Source organism: Pseudomonas sp. GM41(2012) (assembly GCF_000282315.2).
Lineage (GTDB): Bacteria > Pseudomonadota > Gammaproteobacteria > Pseudomonadales > Pseudomonadaceae > Aquipseudomonas.
The window spans coordinates 135,558-148,979 of the sequence record NZ_AKJN02000002.1 but is presented as its reverse complement, the minus strand read 5'-3'; the positions used below and the strand labels follow the sequence as shown (position 1 = coordinate 148,979).

The 13,422-nt window shown below is 59.8% G+C and carries 12 protein-coding genes; 2 read left to right on the top strand and 10 right to left on the bottom strand.

Translation table 11 applies throughout. The features are described from left to right. Positions 1–125 precede the first annotated feature (125 nt). Genes PMI27_RS28230 through PMI27_RS28255 form a run of 6 tightly spaced genes read right to left on the bottom strand, consistent with a single transcriptional unit; the run spans position 126 to position 4,362 of the window. Positions 126–1,808 carry an acyl-CoA synthetase family protein gene (locus PMI27_RS28230; RefSeq protein WP_008149622.1) on the bottom strand — a complete coding sequence of 561 codons (1,683 nt, stop codon included), beginning with the start codon at positions 1,806–1,808 and terminating at the stop codon, positions 126–128. Beyond that, positions 1,805–2,350, bottom strand: a complete 546-nt coding sequence (locus PMI27_RS28235) for a membrane protein (protein WP_008149624.1) — start codon at positions 2,348–2,350, stop codon at positions 1,805–1,807. Before PMI27_RS28235 ends, PMI27_RS28230 begins: the two co-directional genes overlap by 4 nt. Then, positions 2,347–2,601 carry an acyl carrier protein gene (locus PMI27_RS28240; RefSeq protein WP_007992314.1) on the bottom strand — a complete coding sequence of 85 codons (255 nt, stop codon included), beginning with the start codon at positions 2,599–2,601 and terminating at the stop codon, positions 2,347–2,349. The genes PMI27_RS28235 and PMI27_RS28240 overlap by 4 nt, the downstream gene beginning before the upstream one ends. Before the next feature lie 9 nt (positions 2,602–2,610). Continuing rightward, the gene (locus PMI27_RS28245; protein WP_008149626.1) at positions 2,611–2,871 is read right to left on the bottom strand and encodes a phosphopantetheine-binding protein; all 261 of its coding nucleotides are present in this window, start codon (positions 2,869–2,871) and stop codon (positions 2,611–2,613) included. Continuing rightward, entirely contained in the window at positions 2,852–3,661 is an 810-nt protein-coding gene (locus tag PMI27_RS28250) for a lysophospholipid acyltransferase family protein (RefSeq protein ID WP_008149628.1), read from the bottom strand. Before PMI27_RS28250 ends, PMI27_RS28245 begins: the two co-directional genes overlap by 20 nt. Beyond that, the gene (locus PMI27_RS28255; protein WP_008149630.1) at positions 3,637–4,362 is read right to left on the bottom strand and encodes a beta-ketoacyl synthase chain length factor; all 726 of its coding nucleotides are present in this window, start codon (positions 4,360–4,362) and stop codon (positions 3,637–3,639) included. The genes PMI27_RS28250 and PMI27_RS28255 overlap by 25 nt, the downstream gene beginning before the upstream one ends. Positions 4,363–4,716: 354 nt before the next feature. Here PMI27_RS28255 and PMI27_RS28260 point away from each other — a divergent pair, with 354 nt between their 5' ends. Continuing rightward, complete coding sequence (locus tag PMI27_RS28260) at positions 4,717–5,487, top strand: ParA family protein (RefSeq protein WP_008149632.1); 771 nt, start codon at positions 4,717–4,719, stop codon at positions 5,485–5,487. A 131-nt stretch (positions 5,488–5,618) separates the two neighbouring features. Here PMI27_RS28260 and trxC read toward each other — a convergent pair whose 3' ends face one another. Continuing rightward, on the bottom strand, positions 5,619–6,053 hold the full coding sequence (gene trxC, locus PMI27_RS28265; RefSeq protein WP_008149634.1) for a thioredoxin TrxC: 435 nt from the start codon (positions 6,051–6,053) through the stop codon (positions 5,619–5,621). A 203-nt stretch (positions 6,054–6,256) separates the two neighbouring features. On the opposite strand from trxC, the gene PMI27_RS28270 reads away from it, so the two are divergent. Continuing rightward, entirely contained in the window at positions 6,257–6,478 is a 222-nt protein-coding gene (locus tag PMI27_RS28270) for a hypothetical protein (RefSeq protein ID WP_008149636.1), read from the top strand. A gap of 17 nt (positions 6,479–6,495) precedes the next feature. Here PMI27_RS28270 and selO read toward each other — a convergent pair whose 3' ends face one another. From selO to PMI27_RS28285, 3 genes are read right to left on the bottom strand one after another with little or no spacing between them, the layout of a single operon-like run. Continuing rightward, complete coding sequence (gene selO / locus PMI27_RS28275) at positions 6,496–7,959, bottom strand: protein adenylyltransferase SelO (RefSeq protein WP_008149638.1); 1,464 nt, start codon at positions 7,957–7,959, stop codon at positions 6,496–6,498. 48 nt (positions 7,960–8,007) lie between these two features. Further along, on the bottom strand, positions 8,008–11,358 hold the full coding sequence (gene mscK / locus PMI27_RS28280) for a mechanosensitive channel MscK (protein ID WP_008149640.1): 3,351 nt from the start codon (positions 11,356–11,358) through the stop codon (positions 8,008–8,010). A gap of 34 nt (positions 11,359–11,392) precedes the next feature. Continuing rightward, the gene (locus PMI27_RS28285) at positions 11,393–13,135 is read right to left on the bottom strand and encodes a potassium/proton antiporter (RefSeq protein ID WP_008149642.1); all 1,743 of its coding nucleotides are present in this window, start codon (positions 13,133–13,135) and stop codon (positions 11,393–11,395) included. Positions 13,136–13,422: the final 287 nt, after the last annotated feature.

The window sequence follows — 13,422 nt, the reverse complement described above, 5'->3', positions numbered from 1 at the left end:
TTTCGCCTGAAGCACCGAGGCGCCTGCATCGCGAGCAGGCTCGCTCCCACAGGGGATTCGTGTAGGGCGCAGATCCAGTGTGGGAGCGAGCCTGCTCGCGATTGAGTGCGCAGCACTCACTAAGGTTATGCATCGCTTGAGGCCTCCAGCAAGATCCGTCCACTGGAGCAGGTCGCAGTCTCATTGCGATAGGTGAAATACAACTTGCTGCGCGTCGGATCGAAGCGCAGGTGCAGTTGGACTTCATCGCCGGGGCGCACCAGTTGCTGAAATTTGAGCACTTCCATGCCGGCGAATTTTGCCGGCAGGTCCATCAATTGCTGGCCCAGCGTTAACGCCCATTCCACTTGCACCACGCCGGGCAATACCGGCGCCTGGGGGAAGTGGCCGCTGAAGTAGGCGAGGTCGGGTGGTACCGCCAGTTGCAGGCTCCACTCGCCATCGACTTCGACCTGATCCAGCACTTCCGGCGTCTTTGGGCGCGGCGCCAGCAGCAGGGCTTCAACGGTGGCCTGGGGCAGTTTGCCCTGAGCGTTCAGCGGCAGTTGCCGCAGCAGGCGCCAGCGTCGTGGCAGGGCCAGGGCTTCGCAATGCTGGCTCAGGTGCTGACGCAGTTCTTGCGTGAGGGTGCGTCGACCTTGATTGCGCAAGGCATGCAGGCCTGACTCGGTCAGCACCAGCAGCGCACCTAATGAGGCGCGGTTTTCCTGAACCACGCCAAGACGCGCTTCGGCGACCCAGTCGTGGGCCATCAGTGCCTGTTCCAGCATGGGTAGCGAGATACGTTTTTCTTCCAGTTTGACGATTCGGTCCAGCCGTCCGAGCAGTTCGAATCGGCCGTCGGCAGCGATTCGCGCGGCATCCGCGGTGTGTTCGATATGGCCCGGCGGCAAGTACGGCGAAGCAATAAGCAGGGCGCCGTCGCTGTCCTGGCTCAACTCGATGTCAGCAAAGGGCAGCCAGAGCGCGTGGCCCTGACGCCAGGCGATACCTCCGGTCTCTGAGCTGCCGAAGATTTCCGTCGGCCATTGCTGCAGGCGTTGCTGAAGGCTTTGCGCGGCCTCGGCCGGCAATGCACCGCCGGAAGAAAATACTCGGCGAACCGCACTTAATGTGGGCCAGTCGAGGTTGTCACCCATGCGCTTGAGCAGCGCCGGGCTGGCGACCCAGGCAAACGCCGGGTGTTCACGGCTGGCGCGCTGCAGGTCTTCAGGGAATGCCAGTTGCTTGCGCACGAACTCGCGCCCGGCGCACAGCGGCCACAGGACCCGAAACAACAAACCATAGATGTGTTGAGTGGCGACGCTGCCGATGATGCAAGCCGCGCCAAGATCGGCACCCCAGAGCCGTTCCAGCGCTTCGACTTCATTGGCCAGTTGGCGCAGGGTTTTGTCGATGCGCTTGGGCTCGCCGCTGGAGCCAGACGTGCACAGGCTCAGCGAACAGCGATCCAGATCCAGTGCGGCCGCCATCAACGGCGGATGCCGGTAATCGCTCAGGTGCGCGTCATCGGCCTGATCGGTCAGCCACAGATCGACTTCGGTCGACCAGCGCTGGCGAGTCTGGGCTTGCAGGTCTGCGGGCAGCAGCACGCTGACCCCGGCGCGCCAGGCACCGAGCAGGGCAATCGCCAGGTCAGCGGCGTCCTCAAGGTGCACGGCAATGCGCCGCACACCCTGGGCTTGCAGGCCCGCGGCGAGGCTTAACGCCTGTTCGCAAAGCTGAGCGTGATTCAGTGCCGGTTCGGCCGTCACGGCACGTTCCGGTTGTGTCTTGAGCAACAATTGCTCAAGTTTTATCCAATTCATGGGTGGCCTCGTACCCGTTGTCGTATAAGCCATTCAATGGCAAATAGCAGGCCCATCAATCCGTAGGAAATCAGGCCGGTGTACAACATCCACCAACTTAGCGGCGCCCAGAGGGTCAGGGCGGCAGCGAGCAAACCGTTACAGAAGAAAAACACGCACCAGACGATCGTCACCTGGCGGGTATAAACAATCGCCTTGGCCGGCAGTTGCGGTTCACGCAAACGCGCCAGGCGTTCGATGATCGGCGGGCCAACAATCAAGCTCAGGCCAAACAGCCCGAGCATGAAGGCGCTGATCAGCACCGGGTACCAGCGCAACAACAATGGGCTGTCGAACAGTGCCAGCAACAGGCAAAAAGCAATCGCGGTGACCGCCATCCACAAACTGCCGGGCTTGCGCGTACCGAGCAGCGCCCGGGCCAGCCACAGGCTGCCCAGCAGCAGGCCGAACTGCCACGGCGCGAAATGTTCCATGCCGAAATACACCGCGAAGGGGTACAGCAGGCCCGCCAGCAGCAGGCCGAGGCCGATCAGTCGGCTCATGCGGCTGGCTGAACCAGACGGTAGACCGCCTCGACCACGTCGCTGACGGTACGCACCGATTTGAACTCTTCGGCAGCGATTTTCTTGCCGGTCTGGCGTTTGATGTGATCGATCAGGTCGACCGCGTCAATGCTGTCGATTTCCAGGTCCTGATACAGGTTGGATTCGAGGCTTACGCGCTCGGGGTCCAGCTCGAAGAGTTCGACCAGAGCATCGCGCAGGGTGTTGAAGATGTCGTCACGAGTTTGCATGGTCCGGTCTCAAGCTGCCTGTTTTGCAGTGACGAACGCCGCAAGGCTCGCCACGTTGCTGAAGTGATTGCGGGTGTCTTTGGCGTCGGCGTCGATTTTGATGCCGTACTTCTTCTGGATGGCCAGGCCGAGTTCCAGGGCGTCTACCGAATCCAGGCCCAAGCCTTCGCCGAACAGCGTCTGATCGTCGCCGATGTCTTGTGCGCTGATGTCTTCAAGGCCCAGGGCGTCGATGATCAGTTCTTTGATTTCACGGTGTAGATCGCTCATCTTCGGCGAGCTCCTTAATATAGTAATGATGCAAATAGTCATTGAGCTTGCGCGAGGCCTGAGGAGCAGGGCCCAGCGAGGCGAAGGCTTGTGGGTCTATATCGGCCCCGACACGGAAACTGAAGTGCACACGGCGTTTGGGGATCCGATACCAGGGGTCGGCCTTGGTCAACGTGGTCGGGTTGACCTTGATGATCACCGGGGTGAGGATTTTCGCACCGCGCAGGGCGATTGCCGCAGCACCCCGATGGAAGGCTGGCGCCTGACCGGGCTGAGTGCGGGTGCCTTCAGGAAAGATGATCAGGGTCTGGCCGCTTTTCAGCGCGTCGGCAGCGGCATCGAGCATGTCCATGCTGCCGTCGTTGCTGATGTATTCGATGCAGCGTAGCGGGCCGCGGGTAAAGGGGTTCTCCCAGAGGCTTTTCTTGACCACGCAGTTGGCGTGGCGCACCAGGCCGATCAGGAACACTACATCGATCAGCGACGGGTGATTGGCGATGATCATTTGCCCCGGCCGACCGAGTTTTTCGGCGCCCTGGATGTCGTAAGTCAGCACGCCGGTACGCGCCATGAATCGCACAAAAAACCAGAACAGGCGGGCGACGGTGTGCCGCGCTCGCCGCCGATGTGTCCGGGCATCGCCGGGCAGGCAGTTCAGCAGCGGGAAAACCACCAGTCGCAGGCATAGCCCGCCCAACCCGAACAGGGTGAAGCTTGCGGCGGTAGCCAGCAGGCGCCAGTAATAGGCGTCGCGGTTTTTTTCGGTTACAGGTTGCGTTGCCAGGTCCATACACGATTTTTCCAGGCATGTTGGCAGGTTGTCTGCTGGCCGAGCAGGGTGCGCAAAAGGTTCAGGGCATGGGGCCATTGGGCTTTGGACAACTCATCCGACGCGCTGTTCAGGGACAACTGCCAGTCATTTCCGGGAGTGATCAGCAGGCCGACCGCGTAAGGGAACGGCACGTCGTCGATCCAGGTCGAGTAGGCCTTTGGCGGTTGCTCTTCGGTGACGATCAGCAGTACCGCGGGAGCGCCCTCGGAAAGCAGCGCCGCGGCCTCTAGCATGCCGTGTTCAAGGCCATCGCCGGCTGCTGCGAGGGCCGTCATTTCGCTGGTTTCGCCGCGCATGATCGACCACAGGCCGATGATCGCGTTGTGCACGGACAGGCTGAATTGAGTCGGCGACAGCGGCTGTTCGGTAGCCAGATCGCTGAGAATATCGAAAGTGCGCGGGGTTTCGCCGTGGCGAGAAATAAAGACCAACGGTAGGTCCTGACGGCCTTCGGCCAAGGGCCAGCCGACACTGAACGCCATCCGCGCCAGACGACTGAGTCGCCGGCGCTGCATGGCCGGCAGAAACGAGACGTCGGGTGCGGCATCGCTGCTCGCAAGCACGACCGGTTGTCGGCTCCAGGCTTGCCAATCGTCCACGCTTTCGAGCCCAGGGGCCCACGCGCGCCATTGGGCGATGTTGAAATTGATCACAGACATTCATCCCGCCCCTGCGGGCTTCCTTGACGCGGTGAGTCGCAAAACACGCGAATTACCTTACGTAGCGCTGAGCGCTGAGTGGTGCGCATTATCCCGTTGCGGCGGGCGTGTAGCAAATGATGGTTACATTTTGCTCAATGAAATGTACCGGTTGGTTCGTGCATGGCTGTCGTTTGGCCATTATCCGCATTTCGGTCGGCCGATCTGCCGGCTCTGTCGGCAAGCAGTGCATGAGTTCACGGATTTTTCCGCGCGAGATTGCACCTGACTATGTAGTCCCAATGCTGGCGAGGTAGCTAAGCAGCGCCGTGGACTACTACACTCGGTCATTCTTTGATACACGGAGGTTTTGACATGCGGCGCGTGGTGTTCAATCAGAAAGGTGGCGTAGGCAAATCCAGCATTGCCTGCAATCTGGCGGCGGTCAGTGCCAGCGAAGGTTATCGCACGCTGTTGGTGGATCTCGATGCCCAGGCGAACTCCACTCAGTACCTGACGGGGCTCACCGGGAATGACATTCCCATGGGTATCGCCGATTTTTTCAAGCAGACCTTGTCTTCCGGGCCTTTCGCCAAGAAAAACCAGGTCGATATCTACGAAACCCCGTTTGATAACCTCCATGTGATTACCGCAACGGCCGAGCTGGCTGACTTGCAGCCCAAGCTTGAGGCGAAACACAAGATCAACAAGCTGCGCAAATTGCTCGAGGAACTGGACGGTGATTACGACCGGATCTACCTCGATACGCCGCCAGCGCTGAATTTCTATGCGGTATCTGCATTGATTGCCGCTGATCGTGTGCTGATTCCCTTCGATTGCGACAGCTTCTCGCGTCAGGCGCTGTATGGCCTGTTGGCGGAAATCGAAGAGTTGAAGGATGACCATAACGAAGGGCTGGAAGTCGAAGGTATCGTCGTCAACCAGTTCCAGGCTCGCGCTAGTCTGCCCCAGCAAATCCTCGACGAACTGATCGCCGAAGGCCTGCCGGTGTTACCGGTGTACCTGGGCAGCTCGGTGCGCATGCGTGAATCCCACCAGGCCAACACGCCGCTGATTCACCTCGACCCGCGTCATAAGCTGACGCAGCAATTCGTCGATCTGCACAACCTCCTCGAAAACGCCTGATTACGTCAATGACGCCCAATCACTGTGGGAGCGAGCCTGCTCGCGATAGCGTCGTGTCAGTCGATATAAACGTTGACTGACACACCGCTATCGCGAGCAGGCTCGCTCCCACAATGGGATAGGCAGTGCTTTCAGATACCCTGGCTACGCAACCAGCTCATCAACTGCGGTAACGGGAAGGCGCCGCTCTGACGCGCCACTTCCCGGCCGTTCTTGAACAGAATCAGACTCGGAATCGAACGGATCCCCAGCTGCGCCGACAGCTGCTGGTTTGCCTCGCTGTCCAGCTTGGCCAGTCGACACTTGCCCGCCAATTGCACCGCCGCCTGCTCGAACACCGGTGCAAACGACTTGCACGGCCCACACCAATCCGCCCAAACGTCCACCAGCAACGGCAGATCACCTTTGATCTGGCTGGCGTAATCGCTTTGCTTCAACTCAAAGGGTTTATTCAGCAGGACTTCGGTTTTGCAGCGACCGCATTTTGGATGGTCGTTGAGGCGCTCGGCGGGGATGCGGTTGAGGCCGTTGCAGTGGGGGCAGGGGATGAGGAGTGGGTCGGTCATGGTTGGCTCTTCGAAAGTTGGCAGTCGATGCGATGGATCTGGAGGCAAAGCCCGCGTTTATCAAGGCAGAGATATGTAGGCAGGAGCCTTCTGCAATTGGAGAGGTGACCTACAGGTCAAGGTGCCTCTGTCTGCTAGTTAGCGAGTGATTCAACTCTTAATCTTCACTCGCACTTTCCGATAGCAACCAAATAGGCACAAAAATGAGCGATATCGTCAAACAAGCCATTGAACATTGGCCGTCCGTATCATGGTTGTTAAAACGACCTGAATCCGAAGCTGAATACGAACGGTTGGTCGAATCGCGCAATGAGTTGCTAAAAATAATGGGCAACGATGAATTGCATCCGTTAGAGGGGCTGGTGTCGATCATAGGCGACCATATCGAAGCCTATGACCGAGAGCACCAATCAATGCCAATCTGAAATATTCAGTGTTCTACTCAAGACGAGCAACTGATCTCCAGATGCTTGCCCCACTCCGGCGGCCGCTCTGCGTAGCTCTCCATCCCCGGTTGCTCATCGAACGGATTACTCAGCACCGCATGCAGGCGGCGAACTTCTGAATAGTCGCCGCTTTCCGCCGCATCGATGGCTTTCTGCGCCAGGTAGTTACGCAGGATGTACAGCGGATTGACGGCGTGCATCCGTTTGCGGCGTTGTTCCTGATCAACCTCGCCTTCACGTGTCACCCGGGCGATGTAGAGTTCGCCCCAGGCATCGAAACCTTTGATGTCGACGAAGTCATCGCGCAACCGGGCGACGGCCAGTTCCGGTGATTCTTCTCCCAAGCGGCGGAAGAACAGGCTGTAGTCGACGCCACTGTTCTGCATCAGTTGCAGCAGGTGCTCCAGCAGGTTCTGGTCTTCATCTTCGGCCTTAGTGAAACCGAGGCGGCGGCGCATCAGGTCCAGGTAATGGGCCTGGTACAACGGGAAGTACAGGCCGAGGGTTTCACGCAGGGCTTCGACGCTGATGAACGGCGTCAGGGCCTGAGCTAGGGCGCTGAGGTTCCACTGGCCGATCGGCACCTGGTTGCTGTAGGAGTAACGGCCCTGGTCATCCGAGTGGTTGCAGATGAAGTGGGCGTCGAAGTCGTCGAGAAACGCGAACGGGCCGTAGTCGAAGGTAATGCCGAGGATCGACATGTTGTCGGTGTTCATCACGCCGTGGCAGAAGCCATAAGCCTGCCATTTGGCGATCAGTTCGGCATTGCGCTCGACGATTTCACGAAACATCGCCAGGTACGGTTCCGGCTGTTCCAGGCATTCCGGGAAATGCATGGCCAGCACGTGATCGCCGAGTTCTTTCTGCTTCTCGGGACGTTTGGTGTAGTAGAAATATTCGAAATGCCCGAAACGCACATGGCTCGGCGCCATGCGCAGGACCATGGCCGCGCGTTCCTGCTTCTCGCGCCACACCGGCGTGTCGGAGCCGATCACGCATAGGGCGCGGGTGGTCGGGATGTTCAGGGCATACAGCGCTTCGGAGGCAAGAAATTCGCGAATCGAGGACCGCAGCACCGCCCGTCCATCACCCATGCGCGAAAAGGGCGTCTGGCCGGCACCCTTGAGGTGCAGGTCCCAATGCTCGCCGGCCTCGTTGTAGACCTCGCCCAGCAACAGACCGCGACCATCGCCCAGCTGTGGGTTGTAGGAACCGAACTGATGACCTGAATAGACCATCGCCCGTGGGATCGCGTCGGCCCAGAGCTTATGGCCGCTGAACAGTTCGGCGAACTCAGGGGTTTCGGCCTCGGCAGGGTCTAGATCGAGCAGCGCCATGGCGGCAGGGCTGGCCACCACCAGACGCGGATTGTCGATCGGCTCGGGCAGCACATGGGTGGAAAACGTATCGCCCAGGCGGGCGAAACGATTATCGAAGGTCAGTTCGTCGAGGGCTTTCAAGGGCCATCTCCAGCAGAATGTCCGAGCATTCTGCTAGGGATAAGCCGCTTAGTCGAGCTTGGTGGCTGGCGGCTCTTGCAGCGGTTGGCCATCGGGTTTGGGCGCAATGGTTTTGGCTTCCGGATCGACGGGCACCATTCTGTATTCCTGGCCCTGGATGTTCTTGAGGTAAACCTCCATCTGCCGGAACGAGATGTTGATGTGCTGTTTCTTGAACTCGCGATTGATGAAGCGGTTGACCTCATCGAGCACCGGGTTACGGTCACCGAGGTCACGTACATGCATGCGCAACTCGTGGTCGAGGGTGCTTTCGCCGAAGTTCAGGAAGTACACGTGGGGTTCCGGGTCTTTCAGTACTCGCGGGTTATCGCGCGCGGCCTTGAGCAGCAATTCCTTGACCAGGTCCAGGTCCGAGCCGTAATCGACACCGAGCTTGAGGGTCACTCGGGTGATGGTGTCGGTCAGGGACCAGTTGATCAATTGTCCGGTGATGAACGTCTTGTTCGGGACAATGATGTCCTTGCGGTCGAAGTCGGTGATGGTCGTGGCGCGGATGCGGATTTTGCTCACCGTACCCGACAGGTTGCCAATGGTGATGGTGTCGCCGATCCGCACCGGACGTTCGAACAGGATCATGATCCCGGAGATGAAGTTCGCGAAGATTTCCTGCATCCCGAAGCCGAGACCCACCGACAGCGCCGCCACCAGCCATTGCAACTTGTCCCAACTCACGCCGAGTGTCGACAGGGTGGAGACGAAACCGATGCCAGCGATCACGTAAGACAGCAACGTAGTGGTGGCATAGGCACTGCCCTGAGCCAGGTTCAGCTTCGACAGCACCAACACTTCCAGCAACCCCGGCAAGTTGCGCGCGAGGGCGAAGGTGATGCCGATGATGATCAGCGCGCCGAGCATGTCGCCAATGCTGATCGGCACCATGCTCATGTTGGCGCCGGTACCGCTGGTGTATTCGTAGAGGGTGACGTTATCCAGGTACGAGAACACAGAGATCAGATCGGACCAGACCCAGTACAACGCCGCGATGAAACCACCCAGCAGTGCCAGGCGGATCAGGCGCAGGGACTGTTCGTTGACCTTCTCGATATCCAGCGTTGGCTCTTCGATCACCGCTTCGCCGTCGCCGGCCTCTTTCGCGGCCTGGCGTTTGGCCAGGGCGCGCTGGTAGGCCAGACGGCGTGCCGCAACGCTGAGGCCGCGCACGAAGGTGGCCTCGATCACCAGCCAGAACATCAGCAGGTAAAGGGTGTTGATCAATCGGTCACTGAGCTTCAGCGCGGTGTAGTAATAGCCGAAGCACACCGCCACGAACAACGCGACAGGCAGGACGGTGAACAGGATCCCCACGGCCTTGCGGAACAGCGAAGCGTTCTGGTGAGTCGGGCTGCTGATCAGCAGGCGGCTGAGCAGCCAGGCCATCAGTGCATAGCAGGTCAGCACCACCGGCATGCCGAGTACGTCATCGGCCAGGGTCGCGGGTTGCAGTTCGGCGACTGCCACCACCGCGACCAATGCCATGACCACCAGCCCGAGTCGACGGACCCAGCCCTGCAGGAACTCGACCTGAGGTTTTTCCCAGCGGAAATGCAGTTCGGCCACGCCGCCTGGCGCAAGAATCCGGTAAGCGGTGTAGAACACTAGCCACGCCTGGGCCATTTGCAGCAGTGCCGCGCCCATGTTCGCGTTCTGTCCGCGGGCGTCGATTTGCAAGGCCAGGCCACACAAGGCCAGGCCCAGGGATACCGGCATCGCCAGCAGAATGTTGATCAGGATTGCCTGCGGCGTGTGCCACTGGCTGTCGCGTTTGAAGTGACCGATGTCCTGGTGAACCTTGCTCAGTCGGGCGTACAGGCTTTTGCGTCGCCACAGCAGAGCACCGATCAACAGCGCCAGGGGCAGGAACAGCAGTGGCCGTTGGGTCAGGCCATCACTTAATTCGCTCAGGCTGGAAGCCCACGGCAGCGTGGTGACCTGACGTTCCAGGCGCTCCGGCACGGCGCGCATCCATTCCAGGTCCAGCGGCTTGTTGCTGGGAATCCAGAACATCTGCTCATCGAGGGTCGCCCGCAGGCTTTGCGCGGTGCTGAGCAGTTGCTTCTGATTGAGTTGCAACGTGATGGATTCGTTGAGCACAGCGCTGAGTTCGCGGTTCAGCCGCTCCAGCAGGTCGGCGCGGGTCGTGGCCAGTTCCAGCAGGCTCTTGCGCAGTTGCGGGGTGACTTGCTCGGGAGGCTGAGTCGACAGCAGGTTGTCTACGTAGGTCGCCGGGTTGCTGAGCAGTTCCCGTTGTTGGCTGACTTCGAATTGATAGAGGCGAATGTCGGCGATCTGGTCGGCCAGGTCACGGTCGAGCCTGAGGCGTGGCAGGGACTGTTTCTGTTTGTAGAGAATCTTGGAGAGCAGCAGGCTGCCCTTGAGCACGTTGATTTGCTCGTCCAGCGCTGAGTCGCTCTGGGTCACGTTGTCCAGTTGCTGCTTGGTCTGCAGGTTCTGCTGGGTGACTTCGTTGAGGCGGTCGGTACTTTTGAGCAGGTAGTCAGAAAGCTTGAGGTTGGCTGCGCTTTCGGTAGCCAGCAGGCTGCTGCCACCGGATTTCTGCGCTTCGATGGATTGCTGCGTCACCGTCTCCTGGGACTGGGCCAGGCGCTTCTGGTTGATCAGGGTTTGCAGCTCCTGGATTTCCTGATCCAGGCGATCGGATTTTTCCGAGAGCAAGTCATGCTGGCTGTTGCCCAGGTCCTGCAGTTGATTGTTGCCGGCCAGTTCCTGGCGACGCAACGGGATCAGGGCATTCAGCGCCGCGAGCTCTGCGTTGAGCAGGTCGCGTTGCTCTGGGGTCAAGATCTTGCCGGCGTCCTTGCCGATCTTGAGGATGTTGTTGATCTGCTGGATGCGCGTCTGGCTGGCAGAAATTTCGGCCTGGGCGCGCTCGGGGCGGGTCTGGGCAGTAATCACCAGACTGTTGGCGTCGGCCAGGGCTTTTTGCAGATCGCTTTGCTGGGTGGAGCGCTCGGTGAGCATTTGCTCCAGTTGCTGAATAGGCTCTTTGGCATAGCGCTGCGGTACTGGCAGCAATTTGGTGGCTTTGAGCTTGGTCAGTTCTCGCTGGTTCTCGATGTTCTGCTTGGGGGCGTTGGCCAGTTGCTGCTTGAGATCGGCCAGTTTCTGCTCGTAATCACGCTTGTTGTTGAGCTGTGTCAGCGTGCTTTGCAGGATGCTCTGGAGTGCTTTCTGATCGGCTTCCGGCAGTTTGCGGTCGGCGATCTTGTCCAGGTTCGCCTGCACGGCTTCGCTGGACGGCGGTTCGGCCGCTTGCAATGTACCGACAGAAAGACTCAAGCCCAGCAGGGCCGTGATGATAAACGTGCGCAGGGTTGACATAGAGACCGATCGAAAACGAGACGAAGTGTGGAGTTTAGAGGAAGAGTCCCGGGCCGGGGCGACTTCCTTCGGGGAATCTGACGCCCACTTTACCGATCTTGTTCCCTTCCATGACCGCGACGGTCCAAATGGTGTTGTTCCACTCCACCTGGTCACCGACTACGGGTGCACCGCCCACTTTCTGGGCAATGAAGTGGCCGAGCGACATGTCCGGATCGATGCCTTCCACTTTCAACCCGTACAGCGCCGCAACCGCAGCCAGCTGGGCGTCTCCTTCGAGTACGAAGTCGCCGAAGAAGCGCAAGTCGAGGCCCCGTTGCGGTGCCTGGCTGAAGAGTTTTCCGAGGGCCGGAAGGTTGTGTTCATGGCCGATTACGCACAGCAAATCGTCGACTTCGAGCACCGTACTACCCGACGGATGGAGCAGTTGCTGGCCACGAAACAGGGCTGCAATGCGGGTGCCTTCGGGCATTTTCAGTTCGCGAAGGGGCGAGCCGATGCACCATTTCTCGGCACCGAGGCGATAAACGAACAGCTCCCACTCACTGGTGACGTGGACTTCCAGGGCGGCACGGGAGATCGGCGCCGGCTCTGGCGGAACGGTCACTTTCAAAAGCTTCGCCACCCACGGCAGGCTCGTGCCCTGCACCAGCAGCGACACCAACACGATAAAGAAGGCGAGGTTGAAATAGAGCTGGGCGTTGGGCAGGCCGGCCATCAACGGGAACACCGCCAGAATGATCGGAACCGCGCCGCGTAACCCGACCCAGGAAATGAACGCCTTCTCGCGCCCATGGAACGCCTTGAAGGGCAGCAGGCCGACGATCACCGACAACGGCCGCGCAAACAGAATCATCCACAGCGCCAGGCCCAGAGCGGGCAGGGCAATCGGCAACAAGTCGTGTGGCGTTACCAGCAGCCCCAGTACCAGGAACATGCCGATTTGCGCCAGCCAGGCCATGCCATCGAGCATGTGCAAAATGCCGTGGCGGCTGCGCACCGGGCGATTACCGATGACCAGACCGCACAGGTAAACCGCCAAAAAGCCGCTGCCGTGCAAGGCGTTGGTCAGGGCAAACACGACCAATCCGCCAGCAATGACCAGGATCGGATAAAGGCCGGTGGCCAAATGGATGCGGTTGACCAGTTGCAGCATGACCCAGCCGCCGCCCAGGCCGATGACAGCACCGATACCGAACTCACGCATCAAGTGCCCGAGCAGGCTCCAGTGCAGACCGGTCTGGCCGCTGGCGAGCATGTCGATCAGGGTCACGGTGAGGAACACCGCCATCGGGTCGTTGCTGCCGGACTCGATCTCGAGGCTGGCGGTCACCCGTTCGTTCAGGCCCTTGCCGCCGAGCAGCGAGAACACCGCCGCGGCGTCGGTGGAACCGACGATAGCGCCGATCAGCAGCCCCTGAATCAGGTTCAGGTTGAACAGCCACGCGGCTGCCATGCCGGTCAGCCCGGTGGTGATCAACACCCCGACCGTCGCCAGCGACAGCGCCGGCCATAACGCCACGCGAAAGCTGGAAACCCGGGTGCGCAAGCCGCCGTCGAGCAGGATGACTGCCAGCGCGAGGTTGCCGACCAGATAAGCCGTTGGGTAGTTATCGAAAATAATGCCGGCACCATCGACACCGGCCGACATGCCCACCGCGAGGATGATCACCAGAATCGGGATACCGAGGCGCGATGAAAGTGAGCTCACCAGAATGCTCGCACCTACCAGCAACGCGCCGATCAAGAACAGGCTGTTGATGGTCGTCGCATTCAAAGGCAGTACTCCAGAAAGCTGAAAGGCGGGCGCAAACTGACCATGCAGTCTGCGTGCCAGCGATTCTAACCTGTTGAAATGTGATGCTGTCAAAAAGCTTTTGACGGTGTGGTGTTCAGGTTTTTTGTTCGGCTTGCGACCGGCCCCCTCACCCTAACCCTCTCCCCGAGGGGCGAGGGGACTGACCGAGGTGTTTGTTCTAAATACTGCGACCTGAAAAACTCAAGTCGAACTCAGGCTTTGAAAAGCATGAAGATCGGCTCCCTTTCCCCCTCTCCCCCATGGGG

Bases quoted from the DNA above. Each gene is read 5' to 3' on its own strand.
- PMI27_RS28230 (WP_008149622.1), bottom strand. From the start codon at position 1,808: ATGAATTGGATAAAACTTGAGCAATTGTTGCTCAAGACACAACCGGAA.
- PMI27_RS28235 (WP_008149624.1), bottom strand. From the start codon at position 2,350: ATGAGCCGACTGATCGGCCTCGGCCTGCTGCTGGCGGGCCTGCTGTAC.
- PMI27_RS28240 (WP_007992314.1), bottom strand. From the start codon at position 2,601: ATGCAAACTCGTGACGACATCTTCAACACCCTGCGCGATGCTCTGGTC.
- PMI27_RS28245 (WP_008149626.1), bottom strand. From the start codon at position 2,871: ATGAGCGATCTACACCGTGAAATCAAAGAACTGATCATCGACGCCCTG.
- PMI27_RS28250 (WP_008149628.1), bottom strand. From the start codon at position 3,661: ATGGACCTGGCAACGCAACCTGTAACCGAAAAAAACCGCGACGCCTAT.
- PMI27_RS28255 (WP_008149630.1), bottom strand. From the start codon at position 4,362: ATGTCTGTGATCAATTTCAACATCGCCCAATGGCGCGCGTGGGCCCCT.
- PMI27_RS28260 (WP_008149632.1), top strand. From the start codon at position 4,717: ATGCGGCGCGTGGTGTTCAATCAGAAAGGTGGCGTAGGCAAATCCAGC.
- trxC (WP_008149634.1), bottom strand. From the start codon at position 6,053: ATGACCGACCCACTCCTCATCCCCTGCCCCCACTGCAACGGCCTCAAC.
- PMI27_RS28270 (WP_008149636.1), top strand. From the start codon at position 6,257: ATGAGCGATATCGTCAAACAAGCCATTGAACATTGGCCGTCCGTATCA.
- mscK (WP_008149640.1), bottom strand. From the start codon at position 11,358: ATGTCAACCCTGCGCACGTTTATCATCACGGCCCTGCTGGGCTTGAGT.